Here is an 18,833-nt window from a genome sequence, read left to right as displayed (position 1 = left end):
TTCTCTCGCCCCCTATCCCGACAGGTTGAAGTTGCCGGACCCGCCGTAAATGGCGAGTGAGATGAGAAGCGTAACTGTGACTACCGCGATCAGCGAGGCGCGCACAGCATTACCGACAGCGACGCCGACACCCACCGGACCACCGGTTGCATTGAAGCCGTAGTAGGTGTGGATGAGCATGATTGCCAGCGCCATGACTATCGCTTGAGCGAATGACCACAATATGTCCGTGGGTATCAGGAACGTCGTGAAGTAGTGGTCGTACACGCCGCCGGACTGATTGTAGAGGAACACCGTCGCGAACCTGCTGGCGATGAACGACGCAATCACTGCAAGCGAGTACAGCGGGATGATGGCGATCATGCCGGCCATCACGCGAGTGCTGACCAGGTACGGGATGGACGGGATCGCCATGGTCTCGAGTGCGTCGATCTCTTCCGAGACGCGCATGGAGCCGAGCTGCGCCGTGGAACCGGCGCCGATGGTGGCTGCCAGGCCGATGCCCGCGATGACAGGCGCGGCGATGCGCACGTTGATGAAGGCTGCGAAGAATCCCGTCAGTGCTTCGACGCCGATGTTGCCGAGTGAGCTGTAGCCCTGCATGGCGATGGTTCCGCCGGTGAAGAGTGTCAGGAAGCCGACGATCACGACGGTGCCGCCGATGACGGCCAGGGCTCCCGTTCCCATGCCGATCTCGGCGATCAACCGCAAAGTCTCACGCGGGTAACGTATCAGCGCCTTGGGTGCGTGTCCGAGTGCCTTCGCGAAGAACAGTGCCTGATCACCGATGCTGTCGATACCGCGTGAGACAGATCGGATCTGCCGACGGCTGCGGGGGAAGCGTCCTGCTGCTGCCAGTGCCATCAGTACCTCTCCCGTCCGTCGTCAGTTGCTGTGTCGGTGTCGATCGCTCTGCGCCTCATCATCCGGCCGTCAACTTGATGCCGATGTTGGTGATAAGCACGTTGACGACGAACAGCGCCATGAATGCGAACACGACGGTTTGATTGACGGCGTCACCGACGCTCTTGGCGCCGCCTTTGACGTTGAGTCCGAGGTAGGAGGCGACGAGGCCGGCGATCATGCCGAACAATCCGGCTTTGACCATCGAGATCATCAGCTCGCCGAAACCGGTGAGCAGTGTGATGCCGTTGACGAAGGCGCCGGGGTTCACGTCCTGGATGAAAACCGAGAACACGAACCCGCCGAGGATGCCGATGGTGCAGACCAAGCCGTTGAGCAGCAGTGCCACTCCGGTGGACGCGAGCACTCGGGGAACGACCAACCGCTGGATCGGATTGATGCCGAGCACCTTCATGGCGTCGATCTCTTCACGAATGGTGCGCGCCGAGAGGTCTGCGCAGATCGCGGTGGCGCCCGCTCCGGCCACGATCAGCACTGTCACGATCGGTCCGACCTGGGTGACGGTGCCGAGTGCAGCTCCCGCGCCACTGAGGTCGGCTGCACCGATCTCGCGAAGCAGGATGTTGATGGTGAAGCTGACGAGCACCGTGAACGGGATGGCGACCAGCACGGTCGGCACCATCGAGACGCGCGCTACGAACCACGCTTGATCGATAAATTCTTGACGTTGGAAAGGACGCGAGAAGACTGCCCGCAAAGTTTCGGCTGACATCTGAAAGAAGCCACCGACCGCTCGCAACGGTACCTCGACGAGGTCTACCATTCGTCCTCCTCGTCCATGGTTGCCGCAGTACTGTGTGTTCTCATAGCCCAGCCCCCGACAGCTTGTGACTCAGGTCATATTAACTAGAACGTGTTCACCTGTCAAAGAAAGTGACAGATAACAGATGAATTTCTGAAATCTCGGGTAGGTGCTCCGTGTACAGCAAGCACTCAAGTGTGCTGGATACCCGAAAATTTCATCGAAATATGTTGCAAATTAGTACTTTTGGAGGACTCGACGCAATCTGGCAAACAGTCGGAAAATCGTCACCTCCGAATGGCGACTCGACCACACGACCGCCGCAGCACAACAATCTAAAGTGCAAAATAGAACACAGTCCAGCTTTTTCGAGACCGGGAGTCTCACTGGACGCGTCAGCAAGCAACCTCGCCAACCAGACACGCGAACACGCTATTTCTACCAAGGATCAGTCAAATCGCCCGGTTGCCCGCGACAAAGAGTTTCGTGTCGCGGGCAAAGCGTTGGCAAAGTAGATCAGCCCAGCGCACGGACCACTCAGCCCAGCGCGCGAAGCGCGGCCGAAGCCGAAAACATCTTGCCCGGATCGCGATCGGCAAAATACTCACCCATCGCTGCGGACAACGCTTCCGAAGACCAGGCGTCGCCGTCCGCATCGAACCGCTGCTCCACGACCGGAGCTGCCATCAAGGCAACCATCGGACCGTAAACGACAAAGACCTGCCCGTTGATGGCGTCTGCCGCCGGTGAAGCCAGGTACGAGACCAACGACGCCACATGTTCGGGCGAGAGCGGATCGATACCGTCGACCGGTGCGTCACCGAATACGCCTTCGGTCATCGTCGTACGAGCCCGGGGGCAAATCGCGTTGGCGCGAACGCCGTAGCGGGACAGTCCGCGAGCAGCGGAGAGCGTCAGCGCCGTGATTCCGGCCTTGGCCGCACCGTAATTCGGCTGCCCCTCCGGACCGAGCAATCCGGCCTCGGACGACGTATTGATGATCCGCCCGTATACCGGAGCGCCGGCCGCCTTGGATTTTGCCCGCCAGTACGTAGCTGCGTTGCGGCACAACAGGAAATGTCCGCGCAGGTGAACTTCGAGTACCAGATCCCAGTCCTCGTCGGACATGTTGAACAGCATCCGGTCACGGACAACGCCGGCGTTGTTGACAATGATGTCGACGCTGCCGAACTGACCCTCTGCCCTCTCCATGAGAGCGTCGGCGGTGGAACGTTCACCGACATTGCCGGCGACGAACTCGACCTTGGCACCGAGCCCCCGAATCTCTTCGAGAGTTGTCTCGACGGCTTCACTGGGCGCCAGATCGTTGACGACCACCGATGCACCGGCCTTGGCCAGGCCGATCGCCTCGAACTTTCCGAGTCCCGATCCGGCACCGGTCACGATGGCAACCTTGCCTTCGAGGCTCGTTTCTGGACTGTTCAGGGCATTCATCGACGCGTTCTCCCGGTTCTATGCTGTCATGGGCCCGTTCCCGCTCGGCTGAGTAGCTGGGCCCCACAGATTCGCAACCTTAGAACGTGTTCCTGTTTTGGGCAATAGCCCTCAGGGATGTTCGGTCAATGCCGCGCGCGGACACTGTGCGATCGCGGAGCGAACATCCTCCCAGCGATCCTCCGGCGGACGTACGGAACTGATCACGAGCTCCTCGTTGTCGTCGAGGTCGAAAATATCGGGAGCGATACCGACACACACTCCATTGGCCTCACAACGGTCCAGATCAACCCTGACCTCCATGAACGTTCCTCTTCTCTACTCATCTACGCACGTACGAACACAAGTCCGGAGCAGTCGCTTCGCGGCTGCACTGCACACCGTTCCTCCCGTAACACTAGAACCTGTTCCAGTCCTGTGCAATGATTCGAAAAAGTAGTGAAATCGACGCCTTCGATCAGTCGACGTTAGAGACTGCACCACTGGCCTTGTAGATAGAACTTGTGTCAGAACAAACGATTTGTATCTCTACCGGAGAGGCAACCATGCACATCACCTACACCCCTGAGCAGCAAGAGCTGCAGGAGGAGTTGCGTGCCTACTTCGCCCAACTCATGACACCGGCTCGCCGCGAAGCTCTCGCCGCAACCACGGGTGAATACGGCGAAGGCAACGTCTACCGCGAGGTTGTCGCGCAGATGGGCCAGGACGGGTGGCTCACGCTCGGCTGGCCCAAGGAGTACGGCGGACAGGAACGCTCCGCGATGGATCAGCTGATCTTCACGGACGAAGCAGCGATCGCCGGCGCACCGGTTCCCTTCCTGACGATTAATTCCGTGGCACCGACAATCATGCATTTCGGCACCGACGAGCAGAAGGCATTCTTCCTCCCGAAGATCTCGCGGGGCGAGCTGCATTTTGCGATCGGATACTCCGAGCCCGGAGCCGGCACGGACCTCGCCTCGCTGCGCACCTCCGCGGTCAAGGACGGCGACGACTACATCATCAACGGCCAGAAGATGTGGACCAGCCTCATCCAGTACGCGGACTACATCTGGCTTGCCTGCCGTACAGATCCGGAAGCCAAGAAGCACAAGGGAATCAGCATGCTGATCGTCCCGACTACGGCAGAAGGCTTCTCGTATACACCGGTCCACACGATGGCCGGACCCGACACCAGCGCCACCTACTACCAGGACGTACGTGTTCCGGCGTCGTCGATCGTCGGGCAGGAACACGGCGGCTGGGGTCTGATTACCAATCAGCTCAACCACGAACGCGTCGCACTCACCTCTGCCGGTCCGATTCTGACCGCTCAGCGTGAGGTCCGGGAGTGGGCTCAGAACACCAAACTGCCCGACGGTCGACGGATGATCGATCAGGAATGGGTGCAGATCAATCTGGCCCGTGTCCACGCCAAGGCCGAGTATCTCAAGCTGATGAACTGGGAAATCGCGTCAGCCACCGATCACGCGCCTGGACCGGAGGCAGCGTCGGCCAACAAGGTGTTCGGCACCGAATTCGCTACCGAGGCTTACCGGTTGCTGATGGAAATCCTCGGATCTTCCGCAGTGATCCGGCAGAACTCCCCCGGCGCACTTCTGCGTGGACGAATCGAACGCATGCACCGCTCCGCCTTGATCCTGACATTCGGCGGCGGCACCAACGAGGTGCAGCGCGACATCATCGGCATGACGGCCCTGGGCTTGCCGCCCTCAAAGCGATAAGGACTGTTCGAGACATGGATTTCACCTTGACAGAGGCCCAGAACGATCTGGCCGGCCTCACCCGCGGAATTGTCAGCGAACTGGTTACCAATGATCGCCTGCGGGTACTCGACGCAGCCGAAGACCGGACCGATCTGGCCCTCTGGACCACTCTCGCTTCCTCCGGCGTACTCAGCGCCGCACTACCGGAGTCTGTCGGCGGCGACGGATTCGGAGTCCTGGAGCAGTGCAGCATCCTGGTCGAGTTGGGCCGCGGCGTAGCCGCTGTGCCCTTCTTGACCTCAATCATGACTTCTGCCAGTGCGATTGCAGAATTCGGCAACGACGCACAACGCACCGAGTGGGCAGCAACTGCGGCTTCCGGCGAAAAGATTCTCACGGCAGCATTGGCCGAGGAGTTCAACGATAATCCGGCCCTTCCGACCACCCGCGCTTCCCGGACCGTCGACGGTTGGACCCTCCAGGGATCCAAGATCATCGTCGACAGCGCACCGGTCGCCGATCTCTTCCTGGTACCGGCTCTGACCGACGACGGCGTTGTCGTGTTCCTGGTGCAGCCCAGCGATTCCGGAGTCTCGATTACACGCGAGTCCGTAGTCGATTTCGGCAGTGCCGGGCAGGTGGACTTCGAATCGGTCCAGCTTTCCGACGCCCGAGTCCTCGGCTCGCCGGCTCAGGGCACCGAGATCGCCGACTGGATCGTCGAACGCGCGCGACTCGGTTCCAGTGCCTACCAATACGGCGTCCTTGATCAGGCGCTGAAGCTGACCGCCGAGTACGCACGCGAGCGAGTGCAGTTCGGCCGCCCGATCGGCAGTTTCCAGGCTGTAGCGCAGCGCCTCGCCGACGGATACATCGACGTCAAGGGCGTGCGACTGACACTGTGGGCTGCTGCCTGGCGTCTGAGTGAAGGCCTACCAGCCGCTGAGGCCGTCCAGACCGCCAAGTTCTGGGCAGCTGACGCCGGGCATCGAGTCGCGCACACCGCTGTTCACGTTCACGGCGGCGTCGGGCTGGACGAGGATCACCCGGTTCACCGGTACTTCCTCGCTGCCAAGCGCCACGAATTCTTCCTGGGAAGCGCCACCGATCAGTTGCGCATTCTCGGTAAGGAATTGGCAAGCGTTCCCGCTTGATCCGTCCCACCGAGTGGAAACAACAGACCTGATCCTCGAAGAAACGAAGATGATGCAGTTATGAGTGAGAGCCCCACTGTTTCCGACCTACTCCTCGGAGTCAGCGAGATCGACGCGTACGGCATCAGCTTCGAGGATCAGGTCCTCAGTTGGCGTGAGCACATCCAGTACTCGTTCGACCGCGCCGCACTGCTCGATTCACTTCTCGATCACAACAGCCCACGACACTTCGGGCTGTTGATGGAGAACATTCCGGAATTCTCACTGCTCCTCGGTGCCGCAGCATTTTCCGGCACTGTCGCGGCGGGTCTCAACACCACCCGTCGCGGCCCGGCGCTGGCTCGCGACGTCGAGCTCTCCGATTGCCAGATCATCTTCACCGAGAACAACCAGATGCATCTGCTCGAAGGCGTCGACCTCGGCGCCGTTCGTGTTGTCAACGTGGACTCGCCCGAGTGGCAGGAACTGTTGGCACCCTTTGCCCACTCGCCGCAGCACGCTGTTGCGGCGGCGCCCGACGACCTACTGATGCTCATCTTCACCTCCGGAACCAGTGGTGACCCCAAAGCCGTACGCTGCACCCACCACAAGATCGCAGATCCCGCGATCATGCTCGGTGATCGATTCGGACTCGGGCCGGACGATGTCGTCTACATGGCGATGCCCATGTTCCACTCCAATGCGATCATGGCCGCCTGGGCGATCGCACTTCACCGCAAGTGCGCAATTGGCATGCGTCGCAAGTTCTCTGCCTCAGGATTTCTGCCCGACGTCCGCAAGTTCGGGATCACGTTTTCCAACTACGTCGGTAAACCTCTCTCGTTCATTGCATCGACTCCCGAGCAGCCTGACGATCACGACAACACGCTGAGGATCATGTACGGCAACGAAGGCTCCGCTCCGGCGGTCGCTACATTCGTCCGACGCTTCGATGCGCGTGTCATCGACGGTTTCGGTTCCACCGAAGGCGGCGTTTCGATCGGTGCAGCGCCGGTTCCCCGAGCCGGCACACTCGGACTGTTGCCCGACAGTGTGAAGATCCTTCATCCTGATACCGGAGTTCCCTGCCCGCCTGCGCAATTCGACTCCGACGGCCGAATCACCAACGCCGACGAGGCAACCGGCGAAATGGTCAACGTCACCGGACCGGGCACCTTCGCCGGCTACTACAAGAATCCCGAAGCCGACGCCGAGCGCATGCGCGGCGGGAAGTACTGGAGTGGCGACCTCGCGTACGCCGACGCCGACGGCTACGTCTACTTCGCCGGCCGCAGTTCGGGTTGGCTGCGCGTCGACGGTGAGAACATCGGTGCGGCGCCCATCGAGCGTGCGCTAACCGGATTCCCCGGGTTTGCGCATGTCTCCGTCTACGCCGTTCCGGACAGTGATGTCGGAGACCGCGTCATGGTGTCGGTGATCCCGGTGGGCGATGTCTCGAACTTTGACCCCGAAGCGGTTGCCGCCTACATAGATTCGCGTCCCGAACTCGGCCCGAAACAGAAACCGACCCTCATTCGGGTCTGTAGTGAATTCCCGCGAACCGCGACGTTCAAGGTAGTCACTCGAACCCAGAGCGCCGAGCGGTGGAACACCACTGATCCGGTGTGGATCCGTCAGCGGGGCGAAAAGGACTTCCAATTGCTCACGCCTGAGCGGGCCCTCACCCTCGAAAAGATTCGCGAGGATGTGGCCCAGCCCGTTCACGTTCAGTAGTGCTGCGCCAGAGGTTTGTGCGCTGACACGGTCTTGTAAAACTCGGTAAGTTGGAGTTGCGACGCCGCAGCTTCGTCGATCACGACAGTGGCGTGCGGGTGCAGTTGGAGAACCGACGCGGGGCATACTGCCGCGAGCGGGCCCTCGACTGCAGCCGCAATCGCGGCAGCCTTGTGCTCGCCGGTCGCAATCATTACCAAGTGCCGTGCATCGCAGATTGTTCCGAGCCCCTGGGTGATCACATGCCGCGGAACGTCCTCGAGGCTCTCGAAAAACCTGGCATTGTCGCGGCGGGTCTGTTCGGTCAGAGTCTTCACGCGTGTGCGTGAAGTCAGTGACGACGTCGGTTCATTGAACCCGATGTGGCCGTTTGCCCCGATGCCCAGGAGTTGCAGGTCCACGGGTCCGTTTGCGGCGATCGCGCGATCATAAGCCGCGGCCGCACCGAAGGGGTCTCCGGTGGTTCCGTTCGGGCTGAAGACGCGTGCACTGTCGAGGTCGATATGATCGACCAGTTCCGTACGGATCACCTGAGCGTAAGACTCTGGGTGGCCGTCGGGGAGTCCGACGTACTCGTCGAGCAGAAATGCTTGCAGCCCTGCAAAACTCAACCCTTCTTCGCGATGACGCCGTGCGAGATCGCGATACACGGACAGGGGCGACGAGCCGGTGGCCAAGCCCAGAGTTCTTGCGCCGGAACGAACTGCGTGGTCGAAGATGTCGGCGACGACCGTACCGGCCGAATCCGCGTCGTTGACGATAACAATTTCCATCGGGGTCCTTGCCTCAGCTTTCCAGGGTTTTCGTGAGCCAGCTACCCGAAGCCATGACGGCTCGGGGAAAGAGTTCTTTGTCGATGACAACAAGATCGGCACGACAACCCGGGGTGAGGTCACCGACCTTGCCGGTCAGGCCCAACAGCGCAGCGGGTGTACCGGTTGCGGCAGTAACCGCTGACAATAGATCTACGCCGGCATGGATCACAGTTCTACGAACGATATCCATCAGCCGACTGGTACCACCGGCAATTGCCGTGTCGCCTTGTCCCGCCAATCTGGCCACTCCAGCGACCACGTCCACGTCCAGCGGCCCAAGCGGATACCGCCCGTCCGGCATACCGGCCGCTGCCATTGCATCGGAGACTAATGCAATTTGGTGCGGACCCACCAAATCGAAGACTGTGGAGACTGTTTCGTCTGCCAGATGGACCCCGTCACCAACTAGTTCCACCACCATCTGCCCGCGAGCTGCGGCTGACAGGCAAGCGGCCACAGCACCCGGCGCACGGTGGTGCATCGGCGCCATCCCGTTGAAGAGATGTGTTGCACTGAGCGGCGCGTGCGCAGAATGTGCGATCGAACGCGTTGCTGTGGGGTTGGATGCGTCGGTATGACCCACACTAACCACGACGCCGTGAGTCTGAAGCATCGTCGAGAGTTCCGCGAAGTGCGCTGTCTCGGGTGCGATCGTCATCGACCGGATGTGGCCGCGCCCAGATTCCAACAGCGACTCGAGCAGTGCGGGGTCTCCGTCGAGAATACTCGCGGGATCTTGAGCACCACAACGCAATACCGAGAGAAACGGCCCTTCCAGGTGAATCCCGGCAAGTGTGCCGTCGTCCACGAGACTGGCGAGCAGGTCGATGCGCTGACGCAGGATCTCGGGGGGTGCCGAGACCAACGACCCTACGACCGAGGTGGTTCCGTTGTGCCGATGGTGGTCGGCTGCCGCGGTGGAGCCTTCTGAATCGGCTTCCGGGAATCCGAATCCGCCGGCGCCGTGACAGTGAACGTCGACGAGACCGGGGATGATTGTGGTGCCAGGCTCCGCGGGCTCGGGAACCGGATCCTTGCGCTCCGATGCCGGACCGGCCCACACCACACGATCACCCACGGTCTCAACGACGCCGTCCGGCAGGAGTCGACCTCCGGTGATCAGGCGCCCACGCAGGATCACGACATCACCGCAGCGGCAGCCGGACTGGCGGTATCTGCGATACCCAGCGCACGCAGTACTGCGTCTGCCAGCACGTAGTGTCCGTGTTCGTTCGGATGGAATGCATCGGCCAGGAGCGCCGACTGCGGACCGTCAGGCGAATTCGCTATCCACTGCGCATCGTGATCAACGAGAATCGCACGCGTCGATGCGGCGACCTGGCGGACCATATCGACATAGTCTGCTAGCCCGGCGCGGGTGGGAGCGTTCTCGACATCGATGGGCGGCGGTGTCTGCAGAATCGGCACGGCACCGAGACCACGCGCCCGGAAGATGATGTCAGACAGGTCTTCCCGGAAACCTTCGAGCCCGTCAACGCCGCCCAACGCGTCGTTGGTTCCCAGCATGATCAGAACCACCGACGGTTCGAAGATCTCGATGCGATGGGAAAATCCGTCACGGATATCGGAAGAACGGTTCCCGCTCACCCCGGTGTTGACGACGACGTGGTTGAAGAGTGACAGTTCCCCCCGTATGCGTTCGGCACAGTGCTCGACGTAGCTGCGACGCCCGTTGGTGTGGGCCAGACCCTGCGTGATGCTATCCCCGGTGAATACCCATCGGATCGGAGTCACCGAATCATTAAGCAATGCTTCGACTTTTCGGAGTTCAGCAGTCATCAACTCCGCCTTTCCGCACCCACGACCGCTGCAGCGAAGGTCGAGGTAATGAACGCCGGATCGGTGATCGCCGTACCGACGACAACTGAATCCGCACCCAATGAAATCGCCTGTGCTGCTGCTTCCGGACTGTGATAGCGACCCTCTGCGATGAGCACTGCAAACGGAAGTGCTTGCCGCAGTTCCGAAATCAGTTCCAGGTCCGGGCCACTCAGACGTCGACTGTTCTCGGTGTAACCGGCGAGGGTACTCGAGATGATGTCGGCCCCGGCAGCGGCGGCCGCGATGCCGTCCTCGAGAGTGCCGCAGTCGGCCATCACGAGAGCACCTCGAGCGTGAACCGCCTCAACGGTGTCCGCAAATGTCAGTCCGTCCGGGCGTGGACGCAGCGTCGCGTCGGCCGCAACGATCTGCGCACCGGCGTCGACGACATCCAACGCCGATTCTCTTGTCGGAGTGATGAACACTCCAGTGGAACCGATTTTGGTCAGTCCGATCACAGGTACACGCACAGCAGCCGCAACAGCCGCAACGTCCGGAGTACCACCGACTCCACCACAGCGAATCGCGGCCGCACCACCGTCGATGGCCGCCCTGGCCATCCGTTCGATCGTCGCGGTATCGCGCAGGGCGTGGCCGTGGCCTGCCTGGCACGAGACGATCAGCTTCCCGCTGATGATCGTGAGCAATTCGTCGATGGTCATCGTGATACCTCTGTTCGTGTTGCGGCGGCAAGCAGTCCGGCACCAACCAGCGGTGCATCGGTTCCCAGACGTGCCGGAAGAATGGCGGTGTCGGCGACGGGAGGCATAGCTTCGACGCGGAATGCCGAGACCAGGGGAGAGAGAAGATCGGCTCCGATCTGGGCGGCGCCACCACCGATGACGATGACCTCAGGATCGAATGCTGTTGCCACGCCGGCCAGAACTCGGCCGAGTAATTCACCGGCATCGGAGATCACTGCGCGAGCGATAGGATCACCCGAATGCATGAGGGCGACAACTCTCTGCAACGGTTGCACGGGAACTCCGGCACGAGAGGCGTACTCGGCGGCCATCGCTGGTCCGGATGCTACGGCTTCGAGGTGGTCTTTGCGGCCACATCCACAGCCGATGGCACCGGTTACGGGAACCAGCAGATGCGCCAGTTCACCGGCTGTGCCGTGAGCGCCGTGGCGGAGCCGGCCGTCGATCGACAACGCTCCACCGATTCCGGTGCCGATCGACACGAACAATACGGAGGTTCGGCCGTGGCCGGCACCGATCATGTTCTCGCCGTGTGCCATCACTCGAACGTCGTTGTCCACGGTCACCGGAAGTCCGGTATGAGCTTCTAGCTCCTCCCGGACCTCCGCACCGTTCCACCCGGGCAGGATGTCGGACGCGAACACCACTCGGCCGCTTGCACGGTCGACGATTCCCGGTGATCCCACACCGATTCCCGACACAGCGTGTTCGGCGCGCAGTTTGTCGATCAATGCAGCGGTCGTGTCCAGCACCGCCGCTCTGCCCGCCGCCGGCGTCTCCGCCCGAACGGATTCGATCACCTCACCAGCGGAAGTAATCACCGCCGCAGCCACTTTGGTGCCGCCGATATCGACGCCGATCCAACGCTGATGCCCGTGTGTCATGGTCAGAGCAGTCCGGCGCGTTCGAGAATGACCTTGATCGTTGCGGCTTCGGACTCATCGAGCGAGAGCATCGGTGCACACATCGTGTTGCCCGTGATGACACCGCGCAGAACCAGAGCCGTCTTGAAAGCGCCCAGACCGGCAGCGCCGGGGCTTACGCGGCCCGGCGTCGGCGCCTCGACGATGGAAAACAGATCCGTGAGTCGGTCCTGCTCGGTCTTGGCAGCGGCCCAGTCGCCGGCCTGCGCGGCGCGCCACAGACGAACGTATCCGTGCGGGTCGACGTTGGCCAAGCCGGGAACTGCGCCCGATGCACCCATGAGCAGGCATCCGTCGACAACGACCTCGTGGCCGGTGAAGATCGCGAAGTTCTCCAGACCTACCGACTGACGGAGCAGCATGCGGAAGCTCACGTCGTCACCGCTGGAGTCCTTGACACCGGCGATGACGCCTTCTCGGCCGAGTTCGACCAGCATTGCCGTGTTGAGCTTGCTGTGAACGCGAACCGGAACGTCGTACGCGAACAGCGGAAGATCCACTGCTGCATGGATGGAGCGGAAGTGTGTCGCTGTTTCTTCGGCGTTGGTGATCGCGTAGAAGGGTGCGGTCGCGACGATGGCGTCGGCACCGGCCTCGCATGCCTGCTTCGCCACCTCGATAACTCGGTTTGTGGTCATGTCGTTCACGCCGACCAGCACGGGCAGCTGGCCGCCGACGTGGCCGATTGCGGTCCGAACAACCTGCGCGCGCTGGGCGTCGGTGAGGTAGCCGACCTCACCCGAGGAACCGAGGATGAACAGCCCGTCGACGCCGGCTTCGATCTGCATCGACAGCAGTCGCTCGAGCGACTTCGTGTCGACGTCGCCGTCGAGGGTCAGGGGTGTGACGATCGGAGGAACGATTCCGCTGAAGGTCGTGGCATCCGTGCTCATGTGGGTCTCCATAATTTTGTTCTCGGATTGAATTGGGGGTAATGCACTTACAGAAAGGTCAGCTGACGGAAACCGGCTGTCCAGACGCGGCGGACCGATAAGCTGCGTCGATGACCCGCATCGACGCACGAGCGTCGGCAACGGTGTAGTCGGGTTCGATCCGTTTCGGAAGTCGATCGAGCAGATGCGACAGGAAGCTCGAGACCGCGTTGTCCGATCCGAATCCGCCGATTGACAGTGCTGTCACACCACCGGCAGCTCCGAACTGCATGACCGCAGGTTTGTCGTCATCCGAACTGGCATATCCGTGTGACCCGAGAACACGAACTGTTGCTGTGTTGGCACCGAAACCTGGTGCTGCCGGGATTCTTCCAACAGTGACGGTCGCCGTGACACCGTGGGCAAGCGCGAGTGAGATCAGAGCTGTGTCTTCGACACCGTACTTCTCATGTGCACCGCCGTAGAGCGTGCTGGTCTCCGCATAAACCTCGGTTACGTCCAGTCCGGTCAGATACCGGAGATAGTCGGCGGCATATCCCAGGAAGTTCACAACCTCTCCCCCGCCGGACAACGCCGGGTCCACAACAAGTTCGGGCCTCTCCACGGAGGTAGCGAAATGTGTTCCACTGGCCAAGAACTCGATGTCCACATGTCGCGGAAGTCCCAGATTTCCCGCGTCGATCCAACGACGCAGTCTCCGGAGTGCCGGCGAATGGGTGCGGTTGACTACTGAGCAGATACGCCCGTTCACGCGAGCAGCTTCCTCGACTGAAGCGGCTTCTGCTTCGTCGATGCCTACCGGCTTATCCACGAGCGCGTCGAGACCTGCGTTCAATGCCGCAATGGCAAGGCGGGCATGACGCGTCGGCTCACTACAGATAATCGCCAGGTCGATGCGATCAGGATCGAGGAGTTCACTCAGCTCGTCGATCCACGGGATGCCGGCGGCTGCCGCCATGGCAATACCGTCGCCGCGGATCCAGTCGGGGACCGAGGATTCGTCGGAGACACCGACCAGTTGAACCCGGGGGTCTGCTCGTAGCAAGTCTGCATAGGATCCGGCATGTCGTACGCCGCTGATGAATCCGACTCGAATCGAATCAGTGGTAGTCATCGCTGTCCCCCCAGTTCGATAGTGACTGCGCGACCGGTATCGAGCGATTGCTGCGCGGCGACGGCGGTAGCGAGAGCCGCACGTACCTGCCAGTTCTCGACGATCGGTGTCGCCGACCCGTCGAGAGTGTCGATCCAGTGACGCATCTGATGCGTCATCGCGTCCTCGATCGACGACGGTGGTGCATTGGTGGTGTCGGACATCAACCCCGGATCGTCGCCGGTGTCGTGGGCAAGGGTGCCGCGTGTGCCGGATACGACGATGCGGCGCACCATCTTTCCCGATTGCGGTAGCGCATAGGCCAATTCGATCAATGCCAGGGAACCGTCCTCGAATCGGACAGTCAGATGGAAGCTGTCGTGGACCGGCATGCCAGCAGCGAAGGTCGGGAAGCTGCGGGCGAAGACTCGGATTGGGCGCCGATCGATGAGCCAGGTCACCAGATCCAGTGCGTGAGTCCCGTTGTGTACCGGATGCCCGCCTGACTTCTCCTTGTCGTGCTGCCAGCCGCGCCAACCACCCGGCCACACGTGGCCGGTGTACCAACTGAGGTGGATCAATCGAGGATCACCGATTGCTCCGTGACCGATCGAAGTACCGATCGAGCTGATCGACGGCTGGAAACGCACCGTCTGGCCGACCATCAACGACGTACCGTTTCCTTCGGTGGCCGCTACCATGGCGTCGAAGTCTGCGACAGTCAACGCAGCCGGCTTCTCCACGTGCACATGCTTTCCGGCGCGACCTGCGGCGATGGTGACCGGTGCATGATCCGGTGTGGCTCCGACGACGTTCACAGCATGGATCGACGGATCAGCAAGAACGCGTGCGAGATCCGTCGACGCTTGTGCCCCCGGGGCCAGAGCGGCTACTGAGGCCGACCGGTCGAGATCACTACCGACAACGCAGACAACCTCGACCGACGATAGACCGGCCAGCGCTTTCACATGGTCGCGTGCAATTCCGCCGCTTCCGATTACAGCGACGCGGACACTCATGGGGCGGTCCTCAGGCCGGCGGGCTCGACATTTCCGAGACGCACCTGTTCTGCGACTACCAGGGCGCGATCACTGGCCTCGAGCAACGGAGAATCTGCCGAGCCTGTGTCGAGAACCGCTGCAATCTCATCGATTTCGTAGCGGATCGCGGCCTGCATCCATACCGACGAGGCCCCACCGCCCGAGTTGTACTTCTGTGTCTTGACGGCCGAGTCGATCAAGGATTGATTCTCGGTTTCGATATCGAAGATCGGCCAGGACTCGACAACCTGACCGCCTCGCAACCGACGGACCTGACCGCTGTGGAAATCGGCGCGGATCGCACCTTCACTGCCGTTGACCGTCAGATCCCAGGTCGACGTGTGCGAACGCGTCGAAATGGCATGTCTGCCAACGGCTCCACTGACAAACTTCACCACGGTGTTCCGAAACCCGTCATCGGCTGTCGCAATGCTCGACACGGCACTCACATCACCGCCGAGCCAGCACAGCAGATCCAGTTCATGAATTTCGTGAGTGAGTTCGCCGCCGGTTCGGCTCTTGTCGAGCTTCCACCAGTTCGGGTCCGCGCCGTCACTGTCGATCCACCGCGAGCGCGACGTCTCGATTGCACTGACGTCCCCGAGCTCTCCGGATCGAACCGACTCCGCGAGGCGTCGCACACCAGGCATCATCCGCATGATGTGTCCGACCATCAACGATGAGCCATTGGCGTCGGCGCTCGCGATCATATTTCGCGCATCGACGAGTTCGACAGCAAGTGGTTTCTCGACAAAGACCGCCTTCCCACGTTCGAGTGCGGCGATGGCAGGTTCCGCGTGTGCGTGATTGGGCGTCGCAACGACAACGAGGTCGAGTGGGGCAGCAGCAACCGCGTCGTGATCGTCCGTGGGAATAGCCGAGAACTCTGAAGCGACTTCCTTTGCCCGCCCCAGGTCGCGGTCGCAGAGCATCGTGAGTTCGAAACGTGGATGGGCAGCAAGCTCGCGAGCGAGAGCACTACCGAAGAATCCGCAACCGACCACACCGACTTTGTATCGGGTCATGAAGTCTCCAAAGATTGGATAAGGGATGTCCTATGTTGTACAGGCAGTGCGATCTGCCGTCAATTCGACATCGGTAACACAGTCTTCATATATGCAGGTAGAAGCGCTAAATGTCTCCAAAAAGCAGCTGATGCGCAAAATTTTTCCTCGTCAGATCTCGAGAATCTCTTTACGCGTTCTGATCCGCAATGTAAGTTACGCAACATCGGACGTCGAACATAGGACATCCCCTATCCACTCCCCTTAGATGTCCCGCTCCCAGCCTTGGAGGCCGCCTTGAAGAACGAACGACCGCTGAGCTCCGCGTTCACCCGCCGAGACCTGTTTCGATATACAGGACTGCTCGGAGCTGCCGCAGGCATCACCGCGACCCTCGCTGCTTGCGGCGGTGGCCCGTCGTCGACCTCCGTTGTAGGCGGATCTTCGAGCACCGGAGATCTCACCACCGCTATCGGATACGGCAACGATCAGAGCTTCGACCCGATGCAGACGGCCTCGGGCTTCCTGATGGCCGCGGTCAACCACGTCTACGAGGGCCTCCTCGAAAACGATCCCGCCACCGGCGAGACATATGCCGCACTTGCGCAGTCCGTCCCCACGGACAACACCGCGTCGAGCTGGACCATGAAGATCCGTGAAGGCGCGACCTGGCACGACGGCACACCCGTCACGTCCGACGACGTCGTCTTCACGTTCGACCGCATTCTCGATCCGCAGCAGAACGTGTTGATCCGCTCGTTCTTCTCGTCGTGGCTGCAGTCGGTCAGCAAGGTCGACGATCAGACCGTGACGCTGAGCTTCAACTACCCGTTCAGTGCTGCCGCACAACGTCTCTCGATCGCCAAGATCATGCCAAAGCATGTCTTCGACGGCCGTTGGGACGAAGCAAAGGCCGGCACTCTGGTTGTCGGCTCCGGTCCGTACAAGGTGACCAGCCATACACCCAAGAGCAACACGGCATTCGAGGCTTTCACCGCATACAACGGCTCACGGCCCGCGAATTTCGCCACGATGAACTGGATGTCCATCGTCGACACGTCGTCACGGATCGCCCGTGTCTCGGGAAGCAACGCCGGCGCTCAGCTCGCCGACAACATCCCCGTCGCGAACGTCCCGACGCTGACATCCGGTGGGCGCACCGTCGAGGGCAACCCAGGCATGAATCTCATGTACCTGCTCTTCGACACGACGCAGGCCCCGTTCGACGACGTCCGAGTTCGTCAGGCAATGTTCTACGCGATCAACACCCCGAAGATGATCGAGATCGCCCTCGGCGGCAAGGCCGCTCCCGCCACCAGCTACCTGTACGAGCGCAATCCCGATTACTCGCGTGCCTCCACCGTCTACTCCTACGATCCGGAAAAGGCGAAGTCCCTCCTCTCCGCCGCCGGCGTCAGTGGACTCGACCTGACTCTGCTCTCCACCAACGTCAGCTGGCTCGCGGATTGCCTGCCCACGATCAAAGAGTCCTGGGATGCAGTCGGATTCAACACCACCCTCGAGCCGCAGGACACCAGCGCGATGGTCAGCAAGCTCAACAGCGGCCAGAAGTTCCAGATTGCAGCCGGCACGTCCAACCCGCAGGCCTTCGGAAGTGACGTCGACCTGCTCGTCCGCTACACGTACAGCAAGGGCGGGCTCTGGACCAAGACCTACGCCAAGTGGGACGACACGCCCGAAGCTCAGAAGATCTACGCCACCATGGACGACGCGACCCGCGAGACGGACCCCGGCAAGCGCAGCACCCTGGTGCAGTCGTACCTGAACCAGATCGCCGAAAATGCCGTCTACTACCCGGTTCTGCATCAGGAACTGTTAACGGCCTGGGATCCGAAGAAGATCGCCGACGTCACACCACTGCCGTACCCCGGCGTCAACCTGCTTCAGTCGAAGCCCGCCTGATGCCCGCGCGCGCGGCAATTTCCGACAACTGAGAGATCCTCCGATGGCAAGAGTCCTCCCCATGCTGATCAGGCGATTACTGATACTGATCCCCCTGATTCTCGGCATCATCGCGTTCGTCTTCATCGTGATGCAGTTCGCGCCCACCGACCCCGCAACAGCGGCATTCAACGGTGGCAACCCGACGGCAGAACAGTTGCAGCAGTTCAAAGAAGAGAACGGCCTGCTCGACCCACTGCCACTGCAGTACGTCCACTTCGTGACCGATCTTGTCAGCGGCAACATGGGTAACAGCCTGATTTCGGGTACGCCGGTGCTGGATTCGATCTCCACAGCGCTGCCGCTGACGATCCAGCTCACGGTTCTCGGACTGGTCATTGCCATCGTGATCTCGTTGATTTTCGGTGTTACCAGCGCACTGTTCCGTGATCGCTGGCCCGATCAGGTAATTCGAGTGATTTCACTCGGCGGTGTTGCCGCACCGTCATTCTGGTTGGCACTGCTGATGATTCAGTATCTTGCCGTCCAGCTCGGCTGGTTCCCCACCGGCGGCTACGTCAATCCGAGCGACTCCATCACCGAATGGCTTTGGTACATGGCGCTTCCCGCGCTGTCACTGGCACTCCCCGTCGCTGCCCAACTCACTCGTATCATCCGCACCTCCATGGTCGAGGAATTGGACAAGGACTACGTGCGCACCGCGATCGGCAGCGGTCTGCCCTACCCCGTGGTGATCGGCCGAAACGTGTTGCGTAACGCGCTGATCAATCCGCTCACCGTTCTGGGCTTGCGAGTGGGCTACCTCCTCGGTGGCGCCGTAGTCATCGAGCAGATCTTCGGCCTTCCCGGCATGGGTCAGCTCATGATCAACGGCGTCACCAACGGTGACCCCGCAGTCG

At 61.2% G+C, this 18,833-nt stretch carries 18 protein-coding genes; 5 read left to right on the top strand and 13 right to left on the bottom strand.

Translation table 11 applies throughout. The annotated features are described in order from the left end of the window. Nucleotides 1-12: 12 nt before the first annotated feature. The 4 genes from QM600_RS12280 to QM600_RS12265 form a co-directional block, all read right to left on the bottom strand. Complete coding sequence (locus QM600_RS12280; protein WP_283261736.1) at nt 13-864, bottom strand: MlaE family ABC transporter permease; 852 nt, start codon at nt 862-864, stop codon at nt 13-15. Between the two features lie 58 nt (nt 865-922). Continuing rightward, complete coding sequence (locus QM600_RS12275) at nt 923-1,687, bottom strand: MlaE family ABC transporter permease (protein WP_283261735.1); 765 nt, start codon at nt 1,685-1,687, stop codon at nt 923-925. Between the two features lie 516 nt (nt 1,688-2,203). Then, a complete protein-coding gene (locus tag QM600_RS12270) occupies nt 2,204-3,121 on the bottom strand; it encodes a 3-oxoacyl-ACP reductase (RefSeq protein WP_283261734.1) in 918 nt (305 codons plus the stop codon). A gap of 111 nt (nt 3,122-3,232) precedes the next feature. Continuing rightward, nucleotides 3,233-3,424 (bottom strand): ferredoxin, encoded by a 192-nt coding sequence (locus QM600_RS12265; protein ID WP_007734330.1) that lies wholly within the window; start codon nt 3,422-3,424, stop codon nt 3,233-3,235. A 242-nt stretch (nt 3,425-3,666) separates the two neighbouring features. Between QM600_RS12265 and QM600_RS12260 the strand changes: the two genes are divergently transcribed. Genes QM600_RS12260 through QM600_RS12250 form a run of 3 tightly spaced genes read left to right on the top strand, consistent with a single transcriptional unit; the run spans nt 3,667 to nt 7,697 of the window. Further along, a complete protein-coding gene (locus tag QM600_RS12260; RefSeq protein WP_283261733.1) occupies nt 3,667-4,848 on the top strand; it encodes an acyl-CoA dehydrogenase family protein in 1,182 nt (393 codons plus the stop codon). Nucleotides 4,849-4,862: 14 nt separating this feature from the next. Beyond that, complete coding sequence (locus QM600_RS12255; protein WP_283261732.1) at nt 4,863-5,984, top strand: acyl-CoA dehydrogenase family protein; 1,122 nt, start codon at nt 4,863-4,865, stop codon at nt 5,982-5,984. Nucleotides 5,985-6,044: 60 nt separating this feature from the next. Further along, nucleotides 6,045-7,697, top strand: coding sequence for a long-chain-fatty-acid--CoA ligase (locus tag QM600_RS12250; RefSeq protein ID WP_283261731.1), 1,653 nt, complete (start codon nt 6,045-6,047; stop codon nt 7,695-7,697). On the opposite strand, the gene nagB is transcribed toward QM600_RS12250, so the two are convergent. From nagB to QM600_RS12205, 9 genes are read right to left on the bottom strand one after another with little or no spacing between them, the layout of a single operon-like run. After that, a complete protein-coding gene (gene nagB / locus QM600_RS12245; RefSeq protein WP_283261730.1) occupies nt 7,691-8,470 on the bottom strand; it encodes a glucosamine-6-phosphate deaminase in 780 nt (259 codons plus the stop codon). The genes QM600_RS12250 and nagB overlap by 7 nt on opposite strands. Before the next feature lie 13 nt (nt 8,471-8,483). Then, the gene (locus QM600_RS12240) at nt 8,484-9,653 is read right to left on the bottom strand and encodes an N-acetylglucosamine-6-phosphate deacetylase (protein WP_283261729.1); all 1,170 of its coding nucleotides are present in this window, start codon (nt 9,651-9,653) and stop codon (nt 8,484-8,486) included. Then, the gene (locus QM600_RS12235) at nt 9,650-10,312 is read right to left on the bottom strand and encodes an SGNH/GDSL hydrolase family protein (protein ID WP_283261728.1); all 663 of its coding nucleotides are present in this window, start codon (nt 10,310-10,312) and stop codon (nt 9,650-9,652) included. Before QM600_RS12235 ends, QM600_RS12240 begins: the two co-directional genes overlap by 4 nt. Further along, a complete protein-coding gene (locus tag QM600_RS12230; RefSeq protein WP_283261727.1) occupies nt 10,312-11,016 on the bottom strand; it encodes a putative N-acetylmannosamine-6-phosphate 2-epimerase in 705 nt (234 codons plus the stop codon). Before QM600_RS12230 ends, QM600_RS12235 begins: the two co-directional genes overlap by 1 nt. Then, entirely contained in the window at nt 11,013-11,942 is a 930-nt protein-coding gene (locus QM600_RS12225) for an ROK family protein (protein ID WP_283261726.1), read from the bottom strand. The genes QM600_RS12230 and QM600_RS12225 overlap by 4 nt, the downstream gene beginning before the upstream one ends. A 2-nt stretch (nt 11,943-11,944) precedes the next feature. Continuing rightward, nucleotides 11,945-12,874 carry a dihydrodipicolinate synthase family protein gene (locus tag QM600_RS12220; RefSeq protein ID WP_283261725.1) on the bottom strand — a complete coding sequence of 310 codons (930 nt, stop codon included), beginning with the start codon at nt 12,872-12,874 and terminating at the stop codon, nt 11,945-11,947. A gap of 58 nt (nt 12,875-12,932) precedes the next feature. After that, nucleotides 12,933-13,988 carry a Gfo/Idh/MocA family protein gene (locus QM600_RS12215; RefSeq protein WP_283261724.1) on the bottom strand — a complete coding sequence of 352 codons (1,056 nt, stop codon included), beginning with the start codon at nt 13,986-13,988 and terminating at the stop codon, nt 12,933-12,935. Next, nucleotides 13,985-14,986 carry a Gfo/Idh/MocA family protein gene (locus tag QM600_RS12210; RefSeq protein ID WP_283261723.1) on the bottom strand — a complete coding sequence of 334 codons (1,002 nt, stop codon included), beginning with the start codon at nt 14,984-14,986 and terminating at the stop codon, nt 13,985-13,987. The genes QM600_RS12215 and QM600_RS12210 overlap by 4 nt, the downstream gene beginning before the upstream one ends. After that, nucleotides 14,983-16,032 carry a Gfo/Idh/MocA family protein gene (locus QM600_RS12205; protein WP_283261722.1) on the bottom strand — a complete coding sequence of 350 codons (1,050 nt, stop codon included), beginning with the start codon at nt 16,030-16,032 and terminating at the stop codon, nt 14,983-14,985. The genes QM600_RS12210 and QM600_RS12205 overlap by 4 nt, the downstream gene beginning before the upstream one ends. 276 nt (nt 16,033-16,308) lie before the next feature. Between QM600_RS12205 and QM600_RS12200 the strand changes: the two genes are divergently transcribed. Both QM600_RS12200 and QM600_RS12195 read left to right on the top strand, forming a co-directional pair. Beyond that, nucleotides 16,309-17,934 carry an ABC transporter substrate-binding protein gene (locus tag QM600_RS12200; RefSeq protein WP_283261721.1) on the top strand — a complete coding sequence of 542 codons (1,626 nt, stop codon included), beginning with the start codon at nt 16,309-16,311 and terminating at the stop codon, nt 17,932-17,934. Between the two features lie 61 nt (nt 17,935-17,995). Next, on the top strand, nt 17,996-18,833 hold an 838-nt coding region (locus QM600_RS12195; protein WP_283261720.1), incomplete at its 3' end, for an ABC transporter permease.

The sequence above is a fragment of the Rhodococcus sp. IEGM 1379 genome (genome assembly GCF_030056815.1).
Taxonomy (GTDB): Bacteria; Actinomycetota; Actinomycetes; order Mycobacteriales; family Mycobacteriaceae; genus Rhodococcus_F.
This window is presented reverse-complemented; position numbering and strand designations above follow the sequence as displayed.

Bases quoted from the DNA above. Each gene is read 5' to 3' on its own strand.
- QM600_RS12280 (WP_283261736.1), bottom strand. From the start codon at position 864: ATGGCACTGGCAGCAGCAGGACGCTTCCCCCGCAGCCGTCGGCAGATC.
- QM600_RS12275 (WP_283261735.1), bottom strand. From the start codon at position 1,687: ATGGTAGACCTCGTCGAGGTACCGTTGCGAGCGGTCGGTGGCTTCTTT.
- QM600_RS12270 (WP_283261734.1), bottom strand. From the start codon at position 3,121: ATGAATGCCCTGAACAGTCCAGAAACGAGCCTCGAAGGCAAGGTTGCC.
- QM600_RS12265 (WP_007734330.1), bottom strand. From the start codon at position 3,424: ATGGAGGTCAGGGTTGATCTGGACCGTTGTGAGGCCAATGGAGTGTGT.
- QM600_RS12260 (WP_283261733.1), top strand. From the start codon at position 3,667: ATGCACATCACCTACACCCCTGAGCAGCAAGAGCTGCAGGAGGAGTTG.
- QM600_RS12255 (WP_283261732.1), top strand. From the start codon at position 4,863: ATGGATTTCACCTTGACAGAGGCCCAGAACGATCTGGCCGGCCTCACC.
- QM600_RS12250 (WP_283261731.1), top strand. From the start codon at position 6,045: ATGAGTGAGAGCCCCACTGTTTCCGACCTACTCCTCGGAGTCAGCGAG.
- nagB (WP_283261730.1), bottom strand. From the start codon at position 8,470: ATGGAAATTGTTATCGTCAACGACGCGGATTCGGCCGGTACGGTCGTC.
- QM600_RS12235 (WP_283261728.1), bottom strand. From the start codon at position 10,312: ATGACTGCTGAACTCCGAAAAGTCGAAGCATTGCTTAATGATTCGGTG.
- QM600_RS12230 (WP_283261727.1), bottom strand. From the start codon at position 11,016: ATGACCATCGACGAATTGCTCACGATCATCAGCGGGAAGCTGATCGTC.
- QM600_RS12225 (WP_283261726.1), bottom strand. From the start codon at position 11,942: ATGACACACGGGCATCAGCGTTGGATCGGCGTCGATATCGGCGGCACC.
- QM600_RS12220 (WP_283261725.1), bottom strand. From the start codon at position 12,874: ATGAGCACGGATGCCACGACCTTCAGCGGAATCGTTCCTCCGATCGTC.
- QM600_RS12215 (WP_283261724.1), bottom strand. From the start codon at position 13,988: ATGACTACCACTGATTCGATTCGAGTCGGATTCATCAGCGGCGTACGA.
- QM600_RS12210 (WP_283261723.1), bottom strand. From the start codon at position 14,986: ATGAGTGTCCGCGTCGCTGTAATCGGAAGCGGCGGAATTGCACGCGAC.
- QM600_RS12205 (WP_283261722.1), bottom strand. From the start codon at position 16,032: ATGACCCGATACAAAGTCGGTGTGGTCGGTTGCGGATTCTTCGGTAGT.